The organism is Thioclava sp. F28-4, assembly GCF_002020045.1.
In the GTDB taxonomy this organism is placed as follows: Bacteria; Pseudomonadota; Alphaproteobacteria; order Rhodobacterales; family Rhodobacteraceae; genus Thioclava; species Thioclava sediminum.
The window spans coordinates 90,380-114,315 of record NZ_MPZQ01000003.1 but is presented as its reverse complement, the minus strand read 5'-3'; the positions used below and the strand labels follow the sequence as shown (position 1 = coordinate 114,315).

Sequence of the window (23,936 nt, the reverse complement as noted above, 5' to 3'; positions counted from 1 at the left end):
TCAAAGGTCCACCGGTTGGGGCATCTGCCCTGAGACCCTCCGCTCAGGCGCAAACCGGAAAAGGAATTGGACATGGCGCTTCCTGAATTCTCCCTGCGTCAGCTCTTGGAAGCTGGCGTTCACTTTGGCCACCAGACGCAGCGTTGGAACCCCCGTATGGGTCAGTACATCTATGGCGAGCGTAACGGCATCCACATCATCGATCTGACCCAGACCGTTCCGATGCTCGACCAGGCTCTGCAGGTCATCCGCGACACCGTCGCGAAAAACGGCCGCGTTCTCTTCGTCGGCACCAAGCGTCAGGCAGCTCGCCCGATCGCTGAAGCCGCTGAGAAATGCGCACAGTATTACATGAACCACCGCTGGCTCGGCGGTACGCTGACCAACTGGAAGACCGTCTCCCAGTCGATCAAGCGTCTCAACGAGATCGACGAGAAGCTTGAGCAGGGCGCTGAAGGCCTGACCAAGAAAGAGCGTCTCGGCATGGAGCGTGACCAGGCGAAGCTTCAGGCGTCGCTCGGTGGTATCCGCGAAATGGGCGGTCTGCCGGACCTGCTGTTCGTGATCGACGTGAACAAGGAAGACCTCGCCATCGCGGAAGCCAAGAAGCTCGGCATCCCGGTCGTGGCCGTGGTCGACACCAACTGCCCGCCGAACGGCGTGGATTACGTGATCCCGGGCAACGATGACGCAGCGCGCGCCATTGCGCTCTATTGCGACCTCGCTTCGCGCGCGGCTCTCGACGGCATGTCGGCCCAGATGGGCGCCGCAGGCGTGGACGTCGGTGCCCTGACCGAGACCCCGGTCGAAGAGGCGCTGACCGAGGCTGAGGCTCAGTAAGCCACGGCCGTCACCCAGATGACATGAGGGCGGGGTATCCCGCCCTCGCAGAGTTCTTGAAGGAGATCCGACCATGGCGATTACCGCCGCTCAGGTGAAGGAACTGCGCGAAGCTACCGGCGCAGGCATGATGGACGCGAAAAAAGCGCTGACCGAGACCGATGGCGACATGGACGCCGCCGTTGACTGGCTGCGCACCAAGGGCCTCGCGAAAGCCGCGAAGAAATCCGGCCGCGTTGCGGCTGAAGGTCTCGTCGCTGTCGCCGTGAACAACGGCAAGGGCGTCGCGATCGAGATGAACTCGGAAACCGACTTCGTCGCGAAGAACGCTGATTTCCAGAAGCTCGTCTCCGACATCGCGGAAGTCGCGCTGGAAACCGGTGAAGATGTCGAGGTCGTCAAGGCTGCGCATCTCAACGGCAAGAAGGTCGAAGACGTGATCACCGACGCCATCGCGCGTATCGGCGAGAACATGAACCTGCGCCGCATGCACATCCTCGAAGGCGACACGCTGGTGCATTACGTGCACAACGCTGCCGCCGACGGCATGGGCAAGATCGGTGTGCTCGTCGCGCTGAACGGCGCCGACAACGGCATCGGCAAGCAGATCGCGATGCATATCGCCGCGACCAACCCGGCCGCGCTGTCCGAAGCCGATCTCGACCCCGCGGTCCTCGAGAAGGAAAAGCAGGTTCAGATCGACATCGCACGTGAATCGGGCAAGCCCGAGCAGGTGATCGAGAAGATGATCGAAGGCCGCATGAAGAAATTCACCGCGGAAGTTACGCTGCTGAACCAGCAATTCGTCGTCAACCCCGACCTCACGGTCGGTCAGGCTGCGAAAGAAGCTGGCGTCGAAATCACCGGTTTCGTCCGGATGGAAGTCGGCGAAGGCATCGAGAAGAAAGAAGAAGATTTCGCTGCCGAAGTGGCGAAGACCGCAGCTGGCAACTAAGCCCGCGCCTCTTCTTTGAAATCGGAAAACGCCGCCCTGATCGGGGCGGCGTTTTTCGTATTATAGCAGAGTGTTGCGCGGCGAACTTAACGCGCCGCCGCCGCATGCGAGGCATTGAGGAAGATCTGCTTTTGCACCGAGGCTTTCATCACCGCCTGCGCGGTGGTGTCGACATCGAGCGCTTCGCGCGCAAGCCTCAGGTGTTTCTCCACCGTGGATGGCGTCAGCCCCATGATGATCGCGATATCGGCGGTCGTCTTGCCCTCGGCGACCCATTCGAGCACTTCGCGCTGCCGATCCGTCAGCGGGCGGCGGCCGGTGGAATAGGGCATGGTGGAGATGCGCAGATGCACGAGGCTATTCATCACCATCAACTCGCGCTCGTTCTCGCGCCAGATCCGGTCGATCTCGTCCTGGCTCAACCCCGGCCGACCGACGAGGCCAATCGCACCGCGCGCATAGGAGAGCGGATCGGAAAAGCCGATCGAGTAGCCCGTACGGATTCCGAAGCGGTGGTTGATTTCGATGACTTCGATCTCGCCCGGAGTGAGCTCGCCCCGCATCGCACGGTCTGCCACCACGCGCCACGAGCAGGGGCCGTCGTTCTGCGCTGCCCACTGAACCATCGGGGCGTTGCGGTATTTTCCCTCCCCGACAAAAATATCGAGATATTCCTTCGGGTGGTTCGATAGGATCAACAAATCGTCTTCGTGGCCGAAATTGTTGCCCTTTCGGAAACTTGTGAAGCCATAGATCAAACGATGGAACCCGTAGCGTTCCATTTCTTGGCAGTGACGTGACCAGATCTCCTGCACCGATTTCGCGCGTAAGACTGCCTCGCAAAAGGATAACATCGCGTTTCACCTCACAATTAGGTAGGTCGCGTAGCTCGTTACTACTATTCCAGCGCGCGATTTCTCCGCTCCGGAAGATATATCCGAATGTCCTATTTTCTGGGCGTTATGGCAACCCGCATGGGCGCCGATCTAGGTGGTGAAACGCTTTAGCGATGGGTCTCGATGCGGCTCTCGTGCGCGCAACCTTGGGTGGTCTCGGGGGCAAGGGTCGCCAGCGCGTCATAATGGGTGAGGTAGATCTGCCCGGTCAGATGCGTGATCAGGTCCGAGCGCGTGAGCCGGTCCATCACCGGACCCTTCACTTCGGACAGGTGCAGCCGCACGCCCGCATCGTTGAGCTGGTCGTTCACCTCTTCCAGCGCCTCGAGCGCGGACATGTCGATATGGTTGATCGCGGGGCAGTTCAGCACGACATGCTTGATCGACTCGTCACTGGCGATGCGGTCGTAAATCATCTCCTCGACGAAGCGGGCATTCGGGAACCACAGGCTCTCGTCGATGCGCAGGCTGAGGATGCCCGGCGCGCAGCTGACGCGGTGGCGTTGGACATTGCGGAAATGCTCGGTGCCGGGAACCTGACCCAGTTCTGCCACATGCGGGCGCGAACTGGCCCACAGCCGCAGCGCGATCGAGAGGATCACACCGAAGGCGATGCCGTCCTCGACGCCCCAGATCAGCGTGACCAGCACGGTCAGCGCCATGCCGATGCCTTCGCGCGGTGCGTATTTGAAGGTGCGCTTGAGCGCTTTGGTGTCGACCAGCGTCAGCACCGAGACGAAGATCGTCGCCGCGAGCGTCGCTTGCGGCAGGTAATAGAGGGCAGGGGTCAGGGTGAAGGTCGCGAGCGCCACGCCGATCGCGGTGAAGGCCCCGGCGGCGGGCGTTGTGGCGCCGGCCTCGAAGCTGACGACGGAGCGCGCAAACCCGCCCGTGATCGGGAAGGACCCTGAGATCGCGGAGCCGATGGAGGCGCCGCCAAGGGCTATGAATTCCTGATCGGGGTCGATGCGCTGGCGTTTCTTCGCGGCCAGCGTCTGGGCGACGGAGATCGTCTCGACATAGCCGATGATCGCGATCAGCAGCGCCGGGACGAAGAGCTCCTTCCAGAGCGCGAGATCGGCGGGCGGAAGGCTCGGCGTCGGGAAGCCGAGCGGCACGGTGCCCACCACGCGGACGCCGCGCCCCTCCAGACCGAAGAGCCAGGTGATCAGGATGGTCGCGGCCACGGCATAGACGGGGGCCGCGCGGGTCAGGATCGCCGCCAGCCGCTCGGACAGCCCCGCCTTCAGCAGGCGCGGTTTCAACCCGCGCCGCGCCCAGAACAGGAAGACCAGCGACAGGATCGAGATGACGCTCGTGTAGCCGTTGGTCTGGTCGAGATGCGCCCAGAGCCCACCAAGAATGTCGAAGATGCCGCCGCTTTCGCCCTGAATGCCGAAGAAATGCTTCATCTGACCCGCAGCGATCAGGATGCCCACGGCGGAGGTGAAGCCCGACAGAACCGGGTGGCTGAGGAAGGCCGTGATGAAGCCCATCCGCAGGAAGCCCATGATCACCAGCATCACGCCCGACAGGAAGGCCAGCGCCACGGCGGCGGCGATATATTCAGGCGTGCCCTGTGCCGCGACTTTGCCCACCGCGGCAGCGGTCATCAACGAGATCACCGCGACGGGCCCCACGGCCAGAGGCCGCGAGGTGCCGAAGACTGCGTAGATCAGCAGTGGCAGTACCGAGGCGTAAAGCCCGTATTCCGGCGGCATGCCAGCCAGCAGCGAGTAGGCCAGCGATTGCGGGATCAGCATGATCGTCACAATCACAGCCGCGATCAGATCGGCCTCGAAGGTCGGGCGATCGTAGTCGCGCCCCCAGCTGAGGATCGGCAGGTAGCGTTTGAGCATCTCGGTCTTCGGATTAGGCGCGGATCAGGCCTGATCGCGGCGGCTGGCGTAATACTGCATCACCGGCACCAGCGAGGAATGGTCATAGCCCGCTTCGGCCGCCGTGGCGACGATCTTGTCGATCTCCATTTCGCCCGCTTGGCTCACTCCCCACAGATGCGACGAGCGGGTGCCCGAGCGGCAATAGCCCAAGGCGGGCTTTTCCGCGGCATCCATGATCGTTGCGAAATCGTCGACCAGTTCCAGGCTCAGTTCGCCGGGATAATAGGGAAGGTAATAGGGGGTGAGGCCATGCGACTGGCACAGCGCCGCGATTGCGTCCGAGCGTTGATCCGCGTCCTCGATCTCTTCGTCGGGGCGATTGATAATCAGCGTGCGAAAGCCCATTTCGGCGAGCTTCGGCACGTCCTCGGGTTCGATCTGCGGGGCGACGGAAAACTCGTCGGTAAGTTTGCGCAGTTCCATAATCTGTCCTGTTATCCTGCCTTTAGATGGAGACGGGCGGGTCATGCCCGCCCGCTCGCTTATGGTCTCAGAGGCCGTTCACCGGAACCTTGAGATAGGTCTTGCCCTCGTCATCGGCGGGCGGCATCTGGCCCGCGCGCATGTTCACCTGCAGCGAGGGGATGATCAGCTTCGGCATCGCGAGCGTCGCGTCGCGCTCGGTCCGCATCTTGACGAACTCGGCCTCGGACTTGCCGCCGCCGATATGGATGTTGCGGGCCTTTTCCTCGGCGACGCTGGTTTCCCACGCATATTCGTCGCGGCCCGGGGCCTTGTAGTCATGGCCCACGAAGATGCGGGTTTCGTCGGGCAGCGTGAGGATCTTCTGGATCGAGGAATAGAGCGTTTCTGCCGACCCCCCGGGGAAGTCGCAGCGCGCGGTGCCGAAATCGGGCATGAAGAGCGTATCGCCCACGAAAGCCGCATCGCCGATCACGTAGGTGAGGCAAGCGGGCGTGTGGCCCGGTGTGTGCAGAACGCGGCCTTCCAGCGCGCCCACGGTGAACGTGTCGCCTTCCTTGAAGAGCTTGTCGAACTGCGAGCCGTCGCGCTGGAATTCGGTGCCTTCGTTGAAGATCTTGCCGAACGTGTCCTGCACGACCTGAATGCGGTCGCCGATACCGATCTTGCCGCCGACGCGTTCCTGGATATAGGGCGCGGCGGAGAGGTGGTCGGCATGGACGTGGCTCTCGAGGATCCACTCCACCTCAAGACCGTGCTCTTGCACATAGGCGATGACCTCGTCGGCGGATTTGGTATCCGTGCGACCCGAGGAATAGTCGAAATCGAGCACGCTATCGACGACGGCGCAGGATTTGCTGCCCGGATCTTTCACCACGTAAGAGACGGTGAAAGTCGCGGTGTCGAAAAACGCTTTGACGTCAGGTTTGATCATGGCGGCCTCCGTTAACCTGCCCAGCAGATAGTGCCGGGGATAATCTTATGAAATTGCGGCACTCTGTCCCAGCCCTTCCGTGATCTCGGGCGGTAAGGGATGCGAGAGGTCGGGAAGAACCGACTCCGCGGTCGAAAAATCGCCCCCGTCGGTATAGGCCGAAGGGGTTATCAGCACGCGCAGCCCGGCTCCTTGCGCCGATTGTAGACCCATTTCGCTATCCTCGAAAGCGATGCAGGCCTCGGGCGGCAGATGCAACCGGTTCAGCGCCAGTTCGAACACGTCGGGCGCGGGCTTCTTGGTTTCCACCTCGTCTCCGGCTGCGATCGCGTCGAACAGGTGATCGGGATCGGCGCCCAGCGTCGCGCGGATCAGCGCATCGACATTGGGCCGGTTCGTGGTCGTGGCGATGGCGAGCTTCATTCCCGCGTCGCGCGCATTGGCGATCAGTCGCGCCACGCCGGGGCGCAGCGGCACCTCGCCGCCGGTGATGATCTCGACATAACGCCGGGTCTTGATCTTGTGCAGATCGGCGATTTCGTCGTCAGAGGGGCCGAAACCCATGACCTCGCGGTGGCGCGCCATGCGCTCCTTGCCGCCGGTGGTCTTCAGGAGCTCGCGATAGGTCTCCTGCGACCAGTTCCAGTCGACGCCGCGCGCCGCGAAGGTCTCGTTGAAGGCACGGCGATGCGCTTCTTCGGTCTCGGCCAGCGTGCCGTCGACGTCGAAGATCAGCGCGCTCACCATTTCCAGCCCTCCACCAGACCGGGCAGCATCGCCCAGTCCGAGAAGGCCACGTCATGGGGCACTTCGGTCAGCGGCGTCTTGCGATAGCCCTCGGAATAGATCGCGAAAGGCGCCTGCGCGTTCACCGCCGTCTCCGCATCGACCTCCGAGTCGCCGACATAGATCATCGCGCCGCCGCCGAGCGCCTGATGGCAATGGTGCAGCATTTGCGGCTCGGGTTTGCGGGTGGGCATGGAATCCCCGCCGAGCGTCAACTCGAAATACTCCCAGAGACCGACATGGCGCAAAGCGGCCTCTGCGGGCGCGAAGGGCTTGTTGGTGCACACCGCCATTCGGCAGCCCATCTCCTTGAGCGTGTCGAGCGCGGCGATCACGTTGGGATAGGGCACGTTGCCCTCCACGTCCGTCTCGTAGCGCGCGATCAGGGCATGCTCCACCCGGGCGAAAAGCGGCCCGTCCGGGTCTTCGCCCGAGGTGATTAGCAACTGGCGCACGAGGTTGGGGACGCCCTTGCCGACGAAGCTGCGGATCATCGGTAGCGAGAGCGGTTCGAAGCCCATCTCGGTCAGCACGGCATTCGAGACGGCATGGATCGCGGGCACGGAATCGATCAGCGTCCCGTCGAGATCGAAGATGACGGAAGGGGCGTCGCTCATGCGGCTTTCCACTTGATCGAGCAGCCCATCGACGGGATCTGATCGCGCGGGCCTTCACCGGTTTCCACGACCATCATCATGCCCTCGTACAGCTCGCGCTTGGCATCTGCCGAAGCGGCCTGCTTGGTCGAGGCATCGAGACGCCCGCGATATTGCAGCCCGTCCTCGGCGTTGAAACCGAAGAAATCGGGGGTGCAAGCGGCACCGTAAGCCTTCGCGACCGCCTGGCTTTCGTCATAGAGATAGGGGAAGGGGAAGCCCTTCTCCTCGGCCAGCTTGGCCATGTTCTCGAAGCTGTCCTCGGGGTAGTCGTCGACATCGTTGGCCGAGATCGCCACGACCCCGATCCCCGCCTTCTGCAACTCCGCCGCATCGCGCAAGATGCGGTCGAGGATCGACTGGACATAGGGGCAATGGTTGCAGATGAACATCACGAGCGTGCCCTTGGGGCCACGGATGTCGTCAAAGCTATATTGCTTGCCATCGGTGCCGGGCAGGGTGAAGCCCGGAGCCTTCCAGCCGAAATCGCAGACGGGGGGTGTGACAGCCATGAGGCCTCCTATTCGAATTCCATTTCCTCGTAGACGACGCCCGCGTTCTTCGTCGCCAGTTCCTCGAACGTGTCGAGGTTTTTGTATGGGCTCTGATCCACGTAGTAGGCCTCGGTCAGATCGCCACCATTGTCGATATGCTCACCGATCTTGCCGCGCAGATATTTCAGATAGCCCGTCGTGCCGCGTGTGACCTTGTCGAGATTGGTCGGATGGCCGTGACCGGGGATGATAAAGGCAGGCTCCAGCGGCGCGAATTTGGTCTCGAAAGTCTCGATCCAGCAGCTCGTGCAGGTGCCCGAGAAGATCGGCGGCATCCGTTCGGAGAAAGCGATATCGCCCGCGATCATGAACTTCTGTTCGGGCAGCCAGACCTGCGTATCGCCAGGGCTGTGCGCGGGACCGAGATGCATCACTTCGATGGTCATGTCGCCCATCTCGATGACACGTTTGTCCTCAAAGGTCTCGGTGGGTAGCTTCGGATCGGTGCCCTCGGCGGTCTCCTTGCCGTAGCTCTTCAGCGCCTCGAAAGCGCCACCCGCGTCATGCTCGAACTCGGCCGCCGCATCGACATGGGCGAGCACCGGCACGCCCTGTTCGATCCAGTAATTATTGCCGAGCATCGCATGGCCCTGACCGTTCTCGTTGATCACCAGCTTCACCGGCTGATCGGTCACCGCCTTGATCTCGTCATGCAGCGCACGGGCGAGCTGATAGGACGCGCCGGAATTCACTACGACTACGCCATCGCCGGTGACGATGAAGCTGAGATTGTTGTTATGGCCCGCATTCTCATAGGTCGGCGGCGCGGTCGCGCCGATCGAGGTCCAGACGCCGGGGATCACTTCATAGGGTTTTGAGTAGAGCACGGAGCCGGGATACATGTCCGGCACGTCCTCCGAGGCGAGCGCGGGGCTCACATGAAGAAGTGCTGCCAAGGCGCTGGTCAGGATGAGTTTTTTCATACTCAGACCTCCGCGACGTAGCGATAGGCGTCGCCGTCGCGCTCGACCCGACCCAGACCGCCTTCGGGCAGGTGATAGCCGATGATCGGCAGGTTGTCGGTCGCAAGCTGATCCAGCAGCGCCACGCGCGTCTTTGCGCCCAGCTCCGGGTTCTGATCCGAACCGGCCTCCATGCCCGGCGCCGCGAAGGCGAGGTAGTGGTTCACGATCGCATCGCCGATGATGAAGGCCTGCGTGTTGCCGTTCTTGACGTGGAAGGACATGTGACCGGGCGTATGGCCAGGGGTCATCTGCGCCATGATGCCGGGCAGGATTTCCGCGCCATCGCCGAAAGTGTCGATCTGATCTTCAAGGATTTCGAGGCGGCGCAGCGCGCCGGCCGCGAAGGTCTTGCGGCCATCGTCGATCGTGTCGAGCGTCTCGGGATTCAGCCAATATTCGAACTCGTCCTTGCCCATCATGTGCTGGGCGTTGGCGAAGAACGGCTCGTCGAAATCGTCGAGCACACCCCAGAGGTGATCCGGGTGGCCATGGGTGAAAACCACATGGGTCACGTCATCGGGCGCGACCTCGAGCGCATCCATCGCTTCCATCAGCTTGCCCGCCGAGGGCATGAAATCATTGCCCGAGCCCACGTCGAACAGCACCGTGTTGGTGCCATCGCGATAAAGCGTGACATTGCAGGGCGGCTCGACCGAGTCACCGGTGATGCCGTAGCTCTCGAGGATCGGCTTGGCGTCGGGATTGTCGCTCACGAAGCTGAGCGGCAGGACGAGATTGCCATCGGACAGCGTGTCGAGCCGCGCCGACCCCATTTCGAGGGTCTGGGCGGCGAAGCTGAGCCGGGGAAGGGCGGTCATGGCGCCCATCGCCAGCCCCCCGCGCAGAATGGTGCGTCGCGTGAAAGTCATGCCAGTCCTCCCTTACTGGTATTCAATTCCACGAATATGAACGAGAGGCGGCGGCAGGGCAAGCGATCAGATCACAAGAATGCGACCGTGCCGCCCCGCGCCGTTCCGGCCGTCACTGCGCCGCTTTGAGCGCACCCTGTGCCGCTTCCCGGATCGCGCGCATATTCGCACCATAGACCTCGGGTTTGTCGACCGAACCGCCCTTGAAGACGGCAGAGCCCGCCACGAAGCAATCCGCACCGGCCTCGACCAGCGGGCCGACCGTGGTCGGATCGACCCCGCCATCCACCTGAATGTGGATGTCCCGTTCGCCAATCATTTCGCGCACTTGGCGGACCTTGTTGACGCTGCCGGGGATAAATTTCTGACCACCGAAGCCGGGGTTCACGCTCATCACGAGAACCATATCGACGAGGTCGAGCAGTTCCGAGATCACGTTCGCGGGCGTGCCGGGGTTCAGCGAGATGCCGCATTTCACGCCCTGCGCCTTGATGGCCTGCAGCGTGCGGTGCGGGTGCGGGCCGGCCTCCCAATGCGCGACGATCATGTCGGCGCCAGCTTCGGCATAGGCCTCGATATAAGGGTCGACCGGCGCGATCATCAGGTGCACGTCCATGAAGGTCTTCACATGCGGGCGGAACGCTTTCACCGCGGGCGGGCCGAAGGTGAGGTTCGGCACGAAATGCCCGTCCATCACGTCGATATGGACCCAATCGGCCCCCTGATCTTCGATGGCGCGGATCTCGGCGCCGAAATTGGCGAAATCGGCCGACAGGATCGAGGGCGCGATCTTGATGGAACGGTCAAAGCTCATGGGGTCCTCCGGGGATCATTTCGTCAGTTGCGCGAACAGGGTCGGCAGTTTCTCGGGCAGGCGCTCGACCTGATCGATCACGGTGAAGTTGTTGGCCCCGAAAATGCGCGACACATAGGCGTCGGCCTCGGGGTCCAGCGTCAGACAATAGCTGTTAATGCCGATCTGCTGGAGTTCCGCAACCGCCTTCTTGGCATCCATGCGCAGATATTGCGGGTCGCGCTCGTCGATATCGGCGGGCTCGCCATCGGTAACGATCAACAACAGCTTGTGGGCTTCGGGGCGCAGGCTCAGGTGATGGGCGGCATGGCGCATCGCAGCGCCCATCCGGGTCGAGAGCCCGCCTTTCATGCCCGCGAGGCGGCCTTTGACCTCGGAATCGAGCTTCTGCTCGAAATCCTTGAAGCGCTGATATTGCACGTCGTGGCGACCATCCGAGGAAAAGCCGTGGATCGCGAACGGGTCGCCGATCCCTTCGATCGCCGAGGCCACGAGCGCCGAGGCCTCGCGCGTCAACTCCAGCACGGTCTTGTCCGAGCCGCGCACGGTCTCGTTCGTGCTTTCCGACAGGTCAAGCAGGATACAGACCGCCAGATCGCGCCGGTTGATGACGTTGCGCATGGTGATCCGCATGTCGGGCTGCATCCCGATGCGCTGCATCACCATCGCATCGACGGCGGCGTTGATATCCAGCTCGTCGCCATCCTCCAGCCGCCGCTGGCGCGAGATGCCCTGCGGGCGCAGCCGGTCGACGATCTGCTTGATGCGATGCCGGATGCCGCGATGCGCGGTCAGGATCGTGTCGACCTCGTCCGGATCGCCCATCGGCGGGCGGTGCTCATAGACGGTCGACCAGGAGGGGCGCATCAGTTGCACCTTGTAATCCCACTCGCCGTAATGGAACGGGTCCGAGATCGGGGCCTTGCCCTCCATCTCGTTATAGCTGACGCCTTCATCCTCGTAGGGGAACAGCTCTGACGACAGCACCCAGACCTCCTGCGCATCGTCGCCCGCGGTCTCGACATCGACCTCGTTGACGAATTCCATCAGGCCCACGCGCTTGCGCACTTGTCCTTGGGCGGGCTGATAGGCGTTCTGGTTCGACCAGTCGTAATCCTCTAGCGACCAGATGAAGCGGTTGTCGTCGCGATACGGAATTTTCAGAGATTCGAGAATGCGCAGAGACGGCACCGCGCGGCGCTGCGCGAGCAGGTTGAACAGCTCGACCCCCAGCGACCAAGAGAACATCGTCTCGCGTGCGTTGCCCGCGATCTCGCCGTGGAAGGTCTCGACGAGATTGTCGATTTCCAGATCGCCGGTGCGGGTGCCGGGCGTGTTGAGCGCGCGGGCCACCTTTTCCAGCAGATACATCGTCTCGTGCTCGTAAGCTCCGGGCGGCGTGTCCGGCATCAGCCGGTCGAACATCGCGCGCAGCCCCGGAAAGGCCTGGGTCGCGCAATATTCGACGCGGGCATCCTCGATCATGCCGATCAGGAAAATCTGCGCGGGGTTCAGCGCTTCCTGCCCCAGCCCGTGATCGGAATAGACGATATGGGCCGCCATATGGACGCACATCGCGCGGTAGAGATCGAGACCGGAGGCGCCGTTGATCCCGTCCACCGCATCGGGCAGATGCAGCGCGCCGTCCTCGATGAAGGGGCGGAAGCCCTCGAAGTTTGCGGCAGAGGGGCGCAGGAAGAAATCGCGGGCCCAGAAGGCGCGGAGGTAGAAGTTCAAGCGGCGCTGGCTGTCGATGAATAGCGTGCCGCGGCGTTCCTGTTTCAGGACCGCTCGGCTGTCTTCCGAAACAAGACCGAAGTAATCCGCCTGTTTCGGCAGGTCGCGGCGATAGGCTTCGGCGCCGAAATCCACCCAGCGGCGTAGGCCCGAAAGCGTGAGTTTGCTCAGCAGCTCTTCGAGCACGCCGAACATCGGACGCAAGCCCCGCGGCGCGCGGGCGGCCAGACGGTGCAACAGCGCGAGATAGCCGCGCAGCAGTTCCGGATCGCCGAAGCGGTTGGCGGCGCCGGGCAGCGTGTCGAGCATCAGCACCAGAATTTCGCCCGAAACCATCGAGGCCAGCTTCAGCACCGCGCCCACCACGTCGCGGATCACGTCCTCGCCGCATTCCTTGGCGACCTGCGGTATCTCGTCGAGATAGGAGATCAGCAGGCGCGGCCCCTTGCCGAGCGAGGTCATCGCCTTCGCGCCGTCCATGTAATCCTTCAGACCGGCGGGCGACATCATCCGCGCCGCCTCGTGGAAGAGCCCGTCGAGGGTCTCCTCCAGCTCCGGCGCGGATTTGATCAGATCGGCGGCGTAATCGTCGAGATCGACCTTCATCGGACGCGCTCCTTACGCCACCTTCGAGCTGTCGGTGATCTCTGGGAAGAAGGTCTGGACGGCCGCCTGCAACGTGTCACGCATATCCGCGTCGTCGGTCAGCGGCTCCACCAGCGCCATCTGGCAAGCGGCGGGCGCGGGGATGTTTTGCGAGATCAGCTGGCCCGCGTAGACCAGAAGGCGCGTCGACATGCCCTCATCGAGCCCGTGGCCCTTGAGGTTGCGCGAGCGTTCGGCCACCTGCACGAGCCGTTCGGCAGTCTTCAGGTCGATCCCGGCCTCGTGGCTGACGATCTCGGCCTCGGTCGCGGCCTGCGGGTAATCGAAGCTCATCGCGCCGAAGCGCTGCTTGGTCGATTGCTTGAGGTCTTTCATCATCGACTGGTAGCCGGGGTTATAGGAGATCACGACCTGAAAATCGGGATGCGCGTCGACCAGTTCGCCCTTCTTCTCCAGCGGGAGCTGGCGGCGGTGGTCGGTCAGCGGGTGGATCACGACGGTGGTGTCCTGTCGGGCCTCGACGACCTCGTCGAGATAGCAGATCGCGCCGATCCGCGCGGCGACGGTCAGCGGGCCGTCCTGCCATTTCGTGCCGTTGATATCGAGGAGGAACCGCCCGATCAGGTCGGAGGCGGTCATGTCCTCGTTACAGGCGACGGTGATCAACGGGCGCTGCAATTTCCACGCCATATATTCGACGAAACGCGACTTGCCGCAGCCCGTGGGGCCCTTGAGCATCACCGGCATGCGCACGTCATAGGCGGCGGCATATTGCTCGATCTCGTTGCCGACGGGCCGGTAATAGGGCTCGGTCTTCACGCGGAACTGGTCTGGGTCGATATCGCTCATGGGTGGCTCTCCGTCGCGCTGGAAAATCCGGAAAAATGGGGCAGGGCGGGCCACCGCGATCGGCAGCCCGCCCCTCGTGTCAGATCAGGCAGAGGCCGACATGTCGGCGCGGTGCACCACCATCGAGGTGCCCTGCGTCTGCTTGAAGTTGTCGTAGCCCACGAGGCGGACATGGTTGCCCGGGTTCGCCTTCTTGCACATCTCGATCTCGCGGAAGATCGCATCGACATCGGTTTCCCCGAACATCGGCAGCTTCCACATATACCAGAAGTTCGACCGCATATTCTCGGGCTCGGTATGCTCGATGGCCGGGTTCCAGCCTTTCGAGACGATATATTCCACCTGCTTGCGCAGCTCGTCGTCGTTGAGCTGGGGCAGATAGGAGAAGGTGCCCATCTTGCGGCTGTTCGGGTCCGAGATGCGGGAGCCGTAATCTTGCATTTCACTCATGGTGTCAGTCCTTTCTCAGGCGTTGGTGGGAGGGGCGCGCCTTAGCGGTGCGCCACGTCCAGCTTGTCCACGGTGTCGAACTCGAACTTGATCTCTTTCCACGTCTCCATGGCGATCTTGAGTTCGGGCGAGTGCTTGGCGGCCGAGGTCATGATGTCTTTCGACTCCTTCTCGAGATCGCGACCCTCGTTGCGTGCCTTGACGCAGGCCTCGACCGCGACGCGGTTGGCCGCTGCGCCCGCGGCGTTGCCCCAGGGGTGGCCCAGCGTGCCGCCGCCGAACTGAAGGCAGCTGTCATCGCCGAAGATGTTGACCAGCGCGGGCATGTGCCAGACGTGGATGCCGCCCGAGGCCACCGGGAGCACGCCCGGCATCTGGCCCCAGTCCTGATCGAAGAAGATGCCGCGCGAGCGGTCTTCCTTGACGTATTTGTCGCGCATCAGGTCGATCCAGCCCAGCGTCGCCTCGCGGTCGCCTTCGAGCTTGCCGACGACGGTGCCCGAATGCAGGTGGTCGCCGCCCAGAAGGCGCAGCATCTTGGCCAGCACGCGGAAGTTGATGCCGTGCTTAGGGTGGCGGTCGATCACGCCATGCATCGCGCGGTGGACGTGCAGCAGCATGCCGTTGTCGCGGCACCAGCGGCTCAGCGAGGCCTGCGCGGCCCAGCCCATCGTCAGGTAGTCCGACATGATGATCGGCGAGCCGATCTCCTTGGCGAACGCGGCGCGCTTATACATCTCTTCGATGTTCGGCGCGGTGACGTTCAGGTAGTGGCCCTTGCGCTCGCCGGTCTCGCGCTCGGCTTTCTCGATCGCTTCCTGACAGAACTCGAAACGGTCGCGCCAGCGCATGAAGGGCTGCGAGTTGATGTTCTCGTCATCCTTGGTGAAGTCGAGACCGCCCCGCAGCGCCTCATAGACCGCCCGACCGTAGTTCTTCGCGGACAGACCCAGCTTCGGCTTGATCGTGCAGCCGAGGAAGGGGCGGCCGTATTTGTCGAGCTTGTCGCGCTCGACCTGAATGCCGTGGGGCGGGCCGTCGCAGGTGGTCACGAACCACAGCGGGAAGCGCACATCTTCCAGACGCAGCGCACGGACGGCCTTGAAGCCGAACACGTTGCCCACGAGCGAGGTGAAGACGTTGACGACCGAGCCTTCCTCGAACAGACCCATCGGGTAGGCGATGAAAGCGTAGTAGCTCTCGTCGTCGCCAGGCACGTCCTCGATCGCATAGGCGCGACCCTTGTAGTAGTCGAGATCGGTCAGCAGGTCGGTCCAAACCGTGGTCCAGGTGCCGGTCGAGGATTCCGCGGCGACGGCGGCTGCGGCTTCCTCACGCGGGACACCGGCCTGCGGCGTGATCTTGAAGACGGCGAGCACGTCGCTGTCCTTCGGCGTGTAGTTCGGCTCCCAGTAGGTTTCACGGTACTCTTTGACGCCGGCGCTGTATTTACCGGGATTTGCATGCTGGTTCATCGGGGTCTCCTTGTCTCCCTAAATCCGATATCTGCGGCCCCGGGCGCTCGACTGCCGGGATCGCGGGTGTGTCAGGCGGCCTTGGCCGCGGAAATCACCGGTTCAAGCGATCCGTCGGCATAGCGCTTGGCCATGTCGTCGAGGTCGATCACCTTGATCTTGCTGGCATTCCCGGCGGTGCCGAAGCGCTGGAAGCGGTCGAGGCAGAGCTTCTCCATCTCCTCCATCGCGGGGATCATGAATTTGCGCGGGTCGAATTCGGTCGGCTTGTCCTGCGCGACCTTGCGGAACTGAGCCGTCAGCGCCATGCGGTTGTCGGTGTCGATATTCACCTTGCGCACGCCCGACTTGATGCCGCGCTCGATCTCTTCGACCGGGACGCCGTAGGTCTGGGGCATCTCGCCGCCGGACTCGTTGATCAGGTCCTGCAGATATTGCGGCACGCTGGACGAGCCGTGCATCACGAGATGCACATTCGGGATCTTCGCGTGGATCTTCTCGATCTGGCTGATCGCGAGGATGTCGCCTGTGGGCTTGCGCGAGAACTTGTAGGCGCCGTGCGAGGTGCCGCAGGCGATCGCCAGCGCGTCGACCTTGGTCAGCTTGACGAAATCGAGCGCCTCGTCGGGATCGGTCAGCAGCTGGTCATGGCTGAGCTTGCCAACCGCGCCCGAGCCGTCTTCCTCTGCCGCTTCGCCGGTCTCGAGATTGCCGAGCACGCCCAGCTCGCCCTCGACCGAGGCGCCGACCCAATGGGCCATATCGGCCACGCGCTTGGTGATCGCGACATTGTAGTCCCAATCGGCGGGGGTCTTCATGTCTTCCTTCAGCGAGCCGTCCATCATGACGGAGGTGAAGCCGTGGCGGATCGCGGTGAGGCAGGTGGCCTCGTTATTGCCGTGGTCCTGATGCATGCACAGCGGGATATCGGGATACATCTCCGACAGCGCCTGGATCATGTGGCGCAGCATGATGTCGCCGGCATAACTCCGCGCGCCGCGCGAGGCCTGCATGATGACGGGGGCGTCGCATTTCGCCGCCGCCTTCATGATGGCGATACCCTGTTCCATGTTGTTGATGTTGAACGCCGGCACGCCGTAGCCGTATTCCGCGGCGTGATCGAGCAATTGTCTGAGCGTAATCAATGCCATATCAGGTGTTCCTTACGTTGTGGGCCAAACGGTTCGAACCGCGGTTAGAGGAGCTTTCCCATCGCGACGGCGGTGTCCGCCATGCGGTTGGAGAAGCCCCATTCGTTGTCGTACCAGCTGAGGATGCGCACCATCCGGCCGTCCATCACCTTGGTCTGGTCCATGTGGAAGACCGAGGAGTGAGGATCGTGGTTGAAGTCGCTGGAAACATTGGGTTTGTCGGTATAGCCGAGGATGCCTTTCATCGGGCCGTCGGCCGCCGCGCGGATCGCCGCGTTGACCTCTTCGACGGTGGTGTCCTTTGCGGCCTCGAAGACCAGATCGACGACCGAGACATTCGGCGTCGGCACGCGGATCGCGACGCCGTCCAGCTTGCCATTGAGCTTCGGCAGCACGAGGCCAACGGCCTTCGCGGCGCCGGTCGAGGTCGGGATCATCGACAGCGCGGCAGCGCGGGCGCGATACATGTCGGAATGCATCGTATCGAGCGTCGGCTGGTCGCCGGTATAGCTGTGGATCGTCGTCATGAATCCTTTCGAGATGCCGATCGCGTCATTGAGCGCCTTGGCGACCGGCGAGAGGCAGTTCGTGGTGCAGGATGCGTTCGAGACGACCAGATCGTCCTTGGTCAGCGCACCGTCATTGACGCCGAAGACGATGGTCTTGTCGGCACCGGCCGCCGGGGCGGAGACCAGCACGCGCTTCGAGCCGTTCTCGAGATGGAAGGCCGCTTTCTCGCGCGCGGTGAAGATGCCCGTGCATTCCATCGCGATGTCCACGTCGCCCCAGGGTAGCTCCTTGGGATCGCGGATCGCGGTGACCTTGATCTTGCCGCGGCCAGCGTCGATCCAGTCCTCGCCGGTGGTGACCTCCTGCGGGAAGCGGCCGTGGACGCTGTCGAATTGCAGCAGATGGGCGTTGGTTTCGACCGGGCCCAGATCGTTGATCGCGATCACTTCGATATCGGTGCGACCCGATTCAATGATCCCGCGCAGCACGTTGCGGCCGATACGTCCAAACCCGTTGATGGCAACTTTAACCGTCATTCTCGTTAGTCCCTCAGATCAGTTCTTTTGCATCCGAAACAATCGCTTCGGACGTGATGTTGAAGTGTTTGTAGAGCGCCGGGGCAGGGGCCGAGGCCCCGAAACCGGTCATGCCCACGAAGCGGTCCTCGGGGCGCAGGAAGAGATCCCAGCCCTGACGGATCGCCGCTTCGCAGCCGACGCGCGGGGCATCGCCCAGAACCTCGGCGCGATACGCCGCATCCTGTTTCTCGAAGAGTTCGAAACACGGTGCGGTGACCACCGCCGCCTTGATCCCTTGCTCGGCCAGCTGGTCGGCTGCCGCCATCGCAATCTCGACCTCGGACCCGGTCGCGATCAGCGTCACGTCGCGGGCTTCCGGTGCCCGGAGCAGATAAGCGCCGCGGGCGGTGAGGTTCTCGTCCGTGTGTTCGGTGCGAACCGTCGGCAGACCCTGACGCGAGGCCACGATCATCGTCGGCGTGGCCGTCGAGGTCATGGCGATTTCCCAGGCCTCGGCGGTCTCCACCGCATCAGCCGGCCGGAGGATGAGCAAGTTTGGAATGGCTCGGAGCGAGGCCAAATGCTCTACCGGCTGATGGGTGGGACCGTCCTCGCCGAGGCCGATCGAGTCATGGGTCATGACATAGCAGGTCGGCACGCCCATCAGCGCCGACAACCGAATTGCGGGACGACAGTAATCCGCGAAGGCCATGAAGGTGCCGCCATAGGGTCGCAGCCCGCCATGCAGCACGATACCGTTCATCGCGGCGGCCATGCCGTGCTCGCGAATGCCGTAATGGATGTAATCGCCGGTGAAATCGGTGGGCGTGATCGATTTCATGCCCGAGGATTTCGTGAGGTTCGAGCCGGTCAGATCGGCCGAGCCGCCAACGGTGAAGGGCAGGGTGGCGTTGACCACTTCCAGCGCCATCTGGCTCGCCTTGCGGGTCGCGACCTTGGGCTTGTCCTCCGACAGTTTGCGCTTGTAGGCGGCGATCGCGGCGGTCAGAGGGCTGGTGTCGGCCTCTTCGGCGGCGAGGAATTCGGCGCGGGCGGTTGCGGTGTTCAACCGCTGTTCCCACTCCGCCCGCGCCCGCGCGCCTCGCGACGCGATCCGGCCCCATTCGTCGTAAATCGCCGCAGGGATGTCGAACGGCGGATGATCCCAATGCAGCTGCTTGCGCGCGGCGGCGATTTCCGCGTCGCCCAGCGGTGCGCCGTGGACATCGTGGCCGCCTTGCTTGTTCGGCGCGCCGAAGCCGATGATGGTGCGGCACGCGATCATCGAGGGGCGCGGATCCTGACGGGCGGCCTCGATCGCGTCGGCGATCTCGGTCGGCGTATGGCCGTCGCATTCGAGCACATGCCAGCCAGCCGCCGCGAAACGCGCCTTCTGATCCATCGAGGACGACAGATCCGTGTCGCCGTCGATGGTGATCGAATTGTCGTCCCACATCACGATCAGCTTGCCGAGCCCAAGATGCCCCGCGAGGTCGATCGCCTCGTGGCTGATACCCTCCATGAGGCAGCCGTCGCCCGCGATGACATAGGTGAAATGATCCACTAGATCAGTGCCATAGCGCGCGTTCTTCATCTTTTCGGCAATCGCCATCCCCACCGCCGTGGCGATACCCTGACCGAGCGGCCCGGTGGTCACTTCGATCCCCTCGGCATGGCCGTATTCCGGGTGGCCAGCGGTGCGCGACCCCAGCTGGCGGAACGCCTTGATCTGGTCCATACCCATGTCTTCATAGCCCAGCAGATGGTTGATCGCGTAGATCAGCATCGAGCCATGGCCCGCCGACAGAACGAAGCGATCGCGGTCGGCCCATTTCGGCGCGGTGGGATCGATATTCATGAAGCGGTTGAACAGAACGGTCGCCACATCGGCCATGCCCATCGGCATCCCCGGATGGCCCGAATTGGCCTTTTGCACCGCATCCATCGTAAGCGCGCGGATCGCATTCGCCATGCGCGTTTCTTGTGTGATTTGAATGTCTTTCATCACCTTGTTCATCCTTCTCAAGCCCGCTTCGATTCACGCACGATGCGCTCGATGAGGGGGGTGAGGATCAGCTGCATGGCCAGATCCTGACGGTTGCCGGGAATGACGATCGAGTTGGCGCGGCTCATCCAGGAGCCGTTGATCATCGAGGTGAGATAGGGGAAATCGATGCCGCGCGGGTTCTTGAAGCGGATCACCACTAGGCTTTCATCCGCCGTCGGGATCCAGCGCGCCACGAACGGGTTCGAGGTGTCGACGACCGGCACGCGCTGGAAGTTGATATCCGTCTCGGTGAATTGCGGCGTGATGCAGTTCACGTAGGAATGCATGCGGCGCAGGATCACGTCGGTGACCGCTTCCGTCGTGTAGCCCCGCGAGGCGCGGTCGCGATGGATTTTCTGAATCCATTCGAGGTTGATCACCGGAACCACGCCGATCTTCAGATCCGCCAGCGCCGAGAGGTTCACCTCGTCATTGACCACGCAGCCGTGCAGGCCTTCGTAGAAAAGCAGGTCGGACTCGTCCTCGAAATCGCTCCACTCGGTGAAGTGGCCGGGCGGCGTGCCCCATTTCTCGGCCTCGGCGTCGTCATGGACGTAATGGCGGGTCTTGCCCTTGCCGGTCTCGCCATATTCGCGAAAGACGCGCTCCAACTCCTTGAGTTCGTTGGCTTCATAGGAGAAATGCGAAAAGCCCTGATCGCCCGCGTCGTAGCGCTTTTGCAGCTCTTCCTTCATGTCGGCGCGGTTGTAGCGGTGGAAGGCGTCCCCCTCGATCGAGACTGCGGAAATCCCTTCGCGACGGAAGATCTGATCGAAGGTCGATTTCACCGTCGAGGTGCCTGCACCGGAGGAACCGACGACGGAAATGATGGGGTGTTTCTTGGACATGGATTAGCTCCGGAAGAGGCCGCGGGTGTTGAAGAGCGCGTGGGCTTCATCCTGCGGCAAGTCGTGATAGGCGGCGACGCGGGCGACCTTGCTGGCCGAGCCGAATACGAAGGGCGTGCGGGCATGCAGCCTGTCGGGCGTCGCAGACATGATGGGATCGGCGCCGTCGGTGGCTTCGCCGCCGAGCTGCTCGATCAGCATCGCGATCGGTGCGCATTCATAGACGTGGCGCAGACGGCCGCGCTCGTAGCCGTCGCGGTCGTCGCCCGGATAGAGGAAGACGCCGCCGCGCGAGATGATGCGATGGGTTTCGGCCACCAGAGAGGCGATCCAGCGCATGTTGAAATTGCGCCCGCGCGGACCTTCGGCACCGGCGACGAGATCGTCGATGAAGGCGCGGATCGGCTGCGGCCAGTGGCGATAGTTCGACGCGTTGATCGCGTATTCCGAGGTCTCGGAGGGCAGGGGCTTCGGATCGGCCACGCGGCGCCAGATGTCGCTGCCGGGCTCGAGAACCCATTGCTGCACACCCTTGCCGAAGGTCACGACCAGCGCGGTCTGCGGCCCGAAGATGATGTAGCCGCCCGCGATCTGCTCATTGGCCGGGCGCAGGAAGCTGGCATCCATGTCCTCGGTGGCCTCGAAGATCGAGAAGATCGTGCCGATCGAGACATTCACGTCGATATTCGAAGACCCGTCGAGCGGATCGATCGCCAGCGCGAGCGTGCCGGTCCCGAAATCGACCACCTCGTCTTGTTCTTCCGAGGCGTAATGGCGAACCGCACCACCGCGCAGCGCATCCATGAAGGCCTCGTCCGCGATCACGTCGAGCGCTTTCTGACCGTCGCCACCGGCGTTGGTGCCTGCGGCTTCCGCCAGATTTCCCTCAAGCCCGTTGCGCGCAATCATGCGGGCAAGCTGGGCACCTACGCTGGTCAGGCGGGTCATTGTGTCGGCAAGATCGGCAGAAATACCGAGGCCGTCGAAACTCACGGACATCTTCTTCTCCTCCAAAGTCGATGTTCTTGTGAGCCAGACCATTGCCCGGATCGAATTTTTATGAAATTTAAATAAAGGGAATATGCGTTAAGGGAATTTGAAACGCGATGCGGATGAACGCTGTAACGCTGAAGCAATTGCGCGCGCTTGATGCGGTGGCGCGGGGCGGGTCGCTGACCGCTGCCGGGGAAAGCCTGAACCTCACAACTCCCGCAATTCATACGCAAATTCGGGGTTTGGAAGATGCGATCGGGATGAAGCTGATCCAGCGCGCCGTCGACGGTGCGGGATCAGAACTGACCGAGGCCGGCAAGGCGCTGCGTGAAACCGCGCTGCGGATCGAGGACAACTTGTCGCAGGCCGAGGCGACGCTGAGCGCCATCGCGCGCGGGCAGGTGGGCCGGATCACGCTGGGCGTCGTCTCGACCGGCAAGTATTTCGCGCCGCGGCTGGTGAAGATGCTGCAAGACGCCCATCCCGAGATCGAGGTCGCGCTGCGCGTGGGCAACCGCTCGGCCATCATCGAGGGAATCGAGCGCGGCAGTTTCGACATCGCCGTGATGGGTCGTCCGCCGCGCCATCCGCCCGTCGTGGCCGAACCGATCGGCCAGCATCCGCACGCGCTGGTCGCGCCGCCGGACCATCCGCTGATTTCCAAGGCCGACGATCTGGAGCAGCTTTTCGGCGAGACCTTCATCTCGCGCGAGGAAGGATCGGGGACGCGTATCCTGATGTCGCGCTGGCTCGACCGGGTCGGCGATGGGCGGCTCTATGACACGCTGGAGATGGACAGCAACGAGACGATCAAGCAGGCGGTGATGGCGGGTCTCGGCATCGCATTTCTCAGCCTGCACACGGTGACGGACGAGCTGGAGACCGGACGCCTGGCGCTGATCCCGGCGCCGGGGTTGCCGCTGATGCGCCACTGGTTCCTCGTGCGCCGCGAGAGCGAACGCCCGCGCGAACTGGCGCTGCGCGTCTGGGATGAGATCGTCGAGATGAACGGCGCTTTCCTGCCGCATCCGATCCCGGATTGACGCCGGGGCCGCGCGCAGTACCTTTGCGCGGCAACAGGGAGGATAACATGGCTTATGCGATGGCAATCTCGCGCCCCGGCGGGCGCGACCAGTTCCACAAGATCGAAATCGAGGTCCCCAAGCCGGGCCCCGGCGAAGTCACTTTAAGACATACCGCTATCGGGTTGAATTTCATCGATGTTTACTTCCGAACGGGGCTCTATCCGTGGCCCGTCGAGAGCGATCTGATCACCGGTGGCGAAGCGGCGGGTGTAATCGAGGCGGTCGGCGATGGCGTCGATCTGCAGGTCGGACAGCGCGTGGCCTATACGCAGCCCAACGGCGCTTATGCGAGCCATCGGGTGATGGCTGCGAAAAACGTCGTGCCGATCCCGGACGATATTTCCGATGAGGTCGCGGCGGCGGTGATGCTCAAAGGTCTGACCGTGCATTATCTGATTCATCATTCTTATCCCGTAAAGTCTGGTGACACCGTGCTTTTCCACGCAGCTGCCGGTGGCGTCGGCTCGATCGCGGGTCAATGGCTGAGGGCCAAGGGCGTGCGTGCGATCGGCACGGCTGGCGGGCCGGAGAAATGCGCGCGGGCGCTCGAGCACGGCTATGACGCGGTGATCGATTACCGGTCCGAGGATTTCGGCGCGGAGGTTAAACGGCTCACCGATGGCGCGGGCGTCGCCGCGGTCTATGACTCGGTGGGCGCGGATACGGTGATGACGTCGCTCGATGTGCTCAAGCGGTTCGGCACGCTGGTGTGCTTCGGACAAAGCTCGGGTCCGGCAGATCAGTTCAAGATCGGCGATCTGGCGCGCAACTCGCTGTTTCTGACGCGTCCGACCTTGTTCCAGCACACGGACCAGCCGGGCTGGTTGCGCAACTCCGCCGCAGAACTCTTTGAGATGATTGGGAAAGGCGAGATCAAGATAGACGTGCCGCAGAGCTTTTCTTTGGAGGATGTCGCCGCTGCCCATGAGGCGCTAGAGGGCCGGAAGACGGTCGGGAGCACGGTTTTGACCCCATAATGGGCGCCAAATCGCACTAATAATTTACATAATACCGATTATCGGTATAACGCTGGTATAAAAACGGGGGGCGATTTCAGCCCCCCGACTTTGTTTT

At 62.9% G+C, this 23,936-nt stretch carries 23 protein-coding genes; 4 read left to right on the top strand and 19 right to left on the bottom strand.

Translation table 11 applies throughout. From position 1 onward, the window contains the following. The first annotated feature begins 72 nt into the window (after window positions 1–72). Together rpsB and tsf are read left to right on the top strand one after the other, a co-directional pair. Complete coding sequence (rpsB, locus tag BMI87_RS08165; protein WP_078520696.1) at window positions 73–840, top strand: 30S ribosomal protein S2; 768 nt, start codon at window positions 73–75, stop codon at window positions 838–840. Between the two features lie 73 nt (window positions 841–913). Continuing rightward, on the top strand, window positions 914–1,795 hold the full coding sequence (gene tsf, locus BMI87_RS08160; protein WP_078520695.1) for a translation elongation factor Ts: 882 nt from the start codon (window positions 914–916) through the stop codon (window positions 1,793–1,795). Between the two features lie 86 nt (window positions 1,796–1,881). Here the strand turns inward: tsf and BMI87_RS08155 are convergent, their stop codons facing one another. From BMI87_RS08155 to BMI87_RS08065, 19 genes are all read right to left on the bottom strand, one after another. After that, entirely contained in the window at window positions 1,882–2,649 is a 768-nt protein-coding gene (locus BMI87_RS08155; protein WP_078520694.1) for a LuxR family transcriptional regulator, read from the bottom strand. A 149-nt stretch (window positions 2,650–2,798) separates the two neighbouring features. After that, the gene (locus BMI87_RS08150) at window positions 2,799–4,550 is read right to left on the bottom strand and encodes a SulP family inorganic anion transporter (RefSeq protein WP_078520693.1); all 1,752 of its coding nucleotides are present in this window, start codon (window positions 4,548–4,550) and stop codon (window positions 2,799–2,801) included. 24 nt (window positions 4,551–4,574) lie between these two features. Then, window positions 4,575–5,015, bottom strand: a complete 441-nt coding sequence (locus tag BMI87_RS08145) for a TIGR01244 family sulfur transferase (protein WP_083076851.1) — start codon at window positions 5,013–5,015, stop codon at window positions 4,575–4,577. A gap of 67 nt (window positions 5,016–5,082) precedes the next feature. Then, entirely contained in the window at window positions 5,083–5,946 is an 864-nt protein-coding gene (locus BMI87_RS08140; protein WP_168175192.1) for an MBL fold metallo-hydrolase, read from the bottom strand. A gap of 48 nt (window positions 5,947–5,994) precedes the next feature. Further along, window positions 5,995–6,696 carry an HAD family hydrolase gene (locus BMI87_RS08135; RefSeq protein ID WP_078520690.1) on the bottom strand — a complete coding sequence of 234 codons (702 nt, stop codon included), beginning with the start codon at window positions 6,694–6,696 and terminating at the stop codon, window positions 5,995–5,997. After that, complete coding sequence (locus BMI87_RS08130) at window positions 6,690–7,352, bottom strand: phosphoglycolate phosphatase (protein WP_078520689.1); 663 nt, start codon at window positions 7,350–7,352, stop codon at window positions 6,690–6,692. The genes BMI87_RS08135 and BMI87_RS08130 overlap by 7 nt, the downstream gene beginning before the upstream one ends. Then, the gene (locus BMI87_RS08125; RefSeq protein ID WP_078520688.1) at window positions 7,349–7,903 is read right to left on the bottom strand and encodes a thioredoxin family protein; all 555 of its coding nucleotides are present in this window, start codon (window positions 7,901–7,903) and stop codon (window positions 7,349–7,351) included. Before BMI87_RS08125 ends, BMI87_RS08130 begins: the two co-directional genes overlap by 4 nt. Before the next feature lie 8 nt (window positions 7,904–7,911). Continuing rightward, window positions 7,912–8,868, bottom strand: a complete 957-nt coding sequence (locus BMI87_RS08120) for an MBL fold metallo-hydrolase (protein ID WP_078520687.1) — start codon at window positions 8,866–8,868, stop codon at window positions 7,912–7,914. A 2-nt stretch (window positions 8,869–8,870) separates the two neighbouring features. Continuing rightward, on the bottom strand, window positions 8,871–9,779 hold the full coding sequence (locus BMI87_RS08115) for an MBL fold metallo-hydrolase (RefSeq protein WP_078520686.1): 909 nt from the start codon (window positions 9,777–9,779) through the stop codon (window positions 8,871–8,873). A gap of 112 nt (window positions 9,780–9,891) precedes the next feature. Beyond that, a complete protein-coding gene (rpe, locus tag BMI87_RS08110; protein ID WP_078520685.1) occupies window positions 9,892–10,593 on the bottom strand; it encodes a ribulose-phosphate 3-epimerase in 702 nt (233 codons plus the stop codon). A gap of 15 nt (window positions 10,594–10,608) precedes the next feature. After that, on the bottom strand, window positions 10,609–12,936 hold the full coding sequence (locus BMI87_RS08105) for a nitric oxide reductase activation protein NorD (RefSeq protein ID WP_078520684.1): 2,328 nt from the start codon (window positions 12,934–12,936) through the stop codon (window positions 10,609–10,611). A 12-nt stretch (window positions 12,937–12,948) separates the two neighbouring features. After that, window positions 12,949–13,785 (bottom strand): CbbQ/NirQ/NorQ/GpvN family protein, encoded by an 837-nt coding sequence (locus BMI87_RS08100; protein ID WP_078520683.1) that lies wholly within the window; start codon window positions 13,783–13,785, stop codon window positions 12,949–12,951. An 84-nt stretch (window positions 13,786–13,869) separates the two neighbouring features. Further along, window positions 13,870–14,235 carry a ribulose bisphosphate carboxylase small subunit gene (locus tag BMI87_RS08095; protein ID WP_078520682.1) on the bottom strand — a complete coding sequence of 122 codons (366 nt, stop codon included), beginning with the start codon at window positions 14,233–14,235 and terminating at the stop codon, window positions 13,870–13,872. 41 nt (window positions 14,236–14,276) lie between these two features. Continuing rightward, window positions 14,277–15,710: a form I ribulose bisphosphate carboxylase large subunit gene (locus BMI87_RS08090; protein WP_078520681.1), complete on the bottom strand. Its 1,434-nt coding sequence runs from the start codon at window positions 15,708–15,710 to the stop codon at window positions 14,277–14,279. A 71-nt stretch (window positions 15,711–15,781) separates the two neighbouring features. Further along, on the bottom strand, window positions 15,782–16,861 hold the full coding sequence (gene fba / locus BMI87_RS08085; protein WP_078520680.1) for a class II fructose-bisphosphate aldolase: 1,080 nt from the start codon (window positions 16,859–16,861) through the stop codon (window positions 15,782–15,784). Between the two features lie 44 nt (window positions 16,862–16,905). Next, window positions 16,906–17,907: a type I glyceraldehyde-3-phosphate dehydrogenase gene (gene gap, locus BMI87_RS08080; protein ID WP_078520679.1), complete on the bottom strand. Its 1,002-nt coding sequence runs from the start codon at window positions 17,905–17,907 to the stop codon at window positions 16,906–16,908. A 13-nt stretch (window positions 17,908–17,920) separates the two neighbouring features. Beyond that, a complete protein-coding gene (gene tkt / locus BMI87_RS08075; protein WP_078521028.1) occupies window positions 17,921–19,894 on the bottom strand; it encodes a transketolase in 1,974 nt (657 codons plus the stop codon). A gap of 17 nt (window positions 19,895–19,911) precedes the next feature. Then, window positions 19,912–20,784: a phosphoribulokinase gene (locus BMI87_RS08070; RefSeq protein WP_078520678.1), complete on the bottom strand. Its 873-nt coding sequence runs from the start codon at window positions 20,782–20,784 to the stop codon at window positions 19,912–19,914. 3 nt (window positions 20,785–20,787) lie between these two features. Continuing rightward, window positions 20,788–21,783 carry a class 1 fructose-bisphosphatase gene (locus tag BMI87_RS08065; protein WP_078520677.1) on the bottom strand — a complete coding sequence of 332 codons (996 nt, stop codon included), beginning with the start codon at window positions 21,781–21,783 and terminating at the stop codon, window positions 20,788–20,790. A 107-nt stretch (window positions 21,784–21,890) separates the two neighbouring features. Here BMI87_RS08065 and cbbR point away from each other — a divergent pair, with 107 nt between their 5' ends. Further along, window positions 21,891–22,820: a LysR family regulator CbbR gene (gene cbbR / locus BMI87_RS08060; RefSeq protein ID WP_078520676.1), complete on the top strand. Its 930-nt coding sequence runs from the start codon at window positions 21,891–21,893 to the stop codon at window positions 22,818–22,820. Window positions 22,821–22,867: 47 nt separating this feature from the next. After that, window positions 22,868–23,839, top strand: coding sequence for a quinone oxidoreductase (locus BMI87_RS08055; protein ID WP_078520675.1), 972 nt, complete (start codon window positions 22,868–22,870; stop codon window positions 23,837–23,839). Window positions 23,840–23,936 lie beyond the last annotated feature (97 nt).

Excerpts from the sequence above, each read along its gene's own strand:
- rpe (WP_078520685.1), bottom strand. The coding sequence starts at position 10,593 with ATGAGCTTTGACCGTTCCATCAAGATCGCGCCCTCGATCCTGTCGGCC.
- BMI87_RS08130 (WP_078520689.1), bottom strand. The coding sequence starts at position 7,352 with ATGAGCGACGCCCCTTCCGTCATCTTCGATCTCGACGGGACGCTGATC.
- BMI87_RS08065 (WP_078520677.1), bottom strand. The coding sequence starts at position 21,783 with ATGTCCGTGAGTTTCGACGGCCTCGGTATTTCTGCCGATCTTGCCGAC.
- tkt (WP_078521028.1), bottom strand. The coding sequence starts at position 19,894 with ATGAAAGACATTCAAATCACACAAGAAACGCGCATGGCGAATGCGATC.
- BMI87_RS08150 (WP_078520693.1), bottom strand. The coding sequence starts at position 4,550 with ATGCTCAAACGCTACCTGCCGATCCTCAGCTGGGGGCGCGACTACGAT.
- BMI87_RS08105 (WP_078520684.1), bottom strand. The coding sequence starts at position 12,936 with ATGAAGGTCGATCTCGACGATTACGCCGCCGATCTGATCAAATCCGCG.
- BMI87_RS08125 (WP_078520688.1), bottom strand. The coding sequence starts at position 7,903 with ATGGCTGTCACACCCCCCGTCTGCGATTTCGGCTGGAAGGCTCCGGGC.
- BMI87_RS08155 (WP_078520694.1), bottom strand. The coding sequence starts at position 2,649 with ATGTTATCCTTTTGCGAGGCAGTCTTACGCGCGAAATCGGTGCAGGAG.
- gap (WP_078520679.1), bottom strand. The coding sequence starts at position 17,907 with ATGACGGTTAAAGTTGCCATCAACGGGTTTGGACGTATCGGCCGCAAC.
- BMI87_RS08135 (WP_078520690.1), bottom strand. The coding sequence starts at position 6,696 with ATGGTGAGCGCGCTGATCTTCGACGTCGACGGCACGCTGGCCGAGACC.
- BMI87_RS08145 (WP_083076851.1), bottom strand. The coding sequence starts at position 5,015 with ATGGAACTGCGCAAACTTACCGACGAGTTTTCCGTCGCCCCGCAGATC.
- BMI87_RS08115 (WP_078520686.1), bottom strand. The coding sequence starts at position 9,779 with ATGACTTTCACGCGACGCACCATTCTGCGCGGGGGGCTGGCGATGGGC.
- rpsB (WP_078520696.1), top strand. The coding sequence starts at position 73 with ATGGCGCTTCCTGAATTCTCCCTGCGTCAGCTCTTGGAAGCTGGCGTT.
- fba (WP_078520680.1), bottom strand. The coding sequence starts at position 16,861 with ATGGCATTGATTACGCTCAGACAATTGCTCGATCACGCCGCGGAATAC.
- cbbR (WP_078520676.1), top strand. The coding sequence starts at position 21,891 with ATGCGGATGAACGCTGTAACGCTGAAGCAATTGCGCGCGCTTGATGCG.
- BMI87_RS08055 (WP_078520675.1), top strand. The coding sequence starts at position 22,868 with ATGGCTTATGCGATGGCAATCTCGCGCCCCGGCGGGCGCGACCAGTTC.
- BMI87_RS08095 (WP_078520682.1), bottom strand. The coding sequence starts at position 14,235 with ATGAGTGAAATGCAAGATTACGGCTCCCGCATCTCGGACCCGAACAGC.
- BMI87_RS08090 (WP_078520681.1), bottom strand. The coding sequence starts at position 15,710 with ATGAACCAGCATGCAAATCCCGGTAAATACAGCGCCGGCGTCAAAGAG.
- BMI87_RS08070 (WP_078520678.1), bottom strand. The coding sequence starts at position 20,784 with ATGTCCAAGAAACACCCCATCATTTCCGTCGTCGGTTCCTCCGGTGCA.
- BMI87_RS08120 (WP_078520687.1), bottom strand. The coding sequence starts at position 8,868 with ATGAAAAAACTCATCCTGACCAGCGCCTTGGCAGCACTTCTTCATGTG.
- BMI87_RS08100 (WP_078520683.1), bottom strand. The coding sequence starts at position 13,785 with ATGAGCGATATCGACCCAGACCAGTTCCGCGTGAAGACCGAGCCCTAT.
- tsf (WP_078520695.1), top strand. The coding sequence starts at position 914 with ATGGCGATTACCGCCGCTCAGGTGAAGGAACTGCGCGAAGCTACCGGC.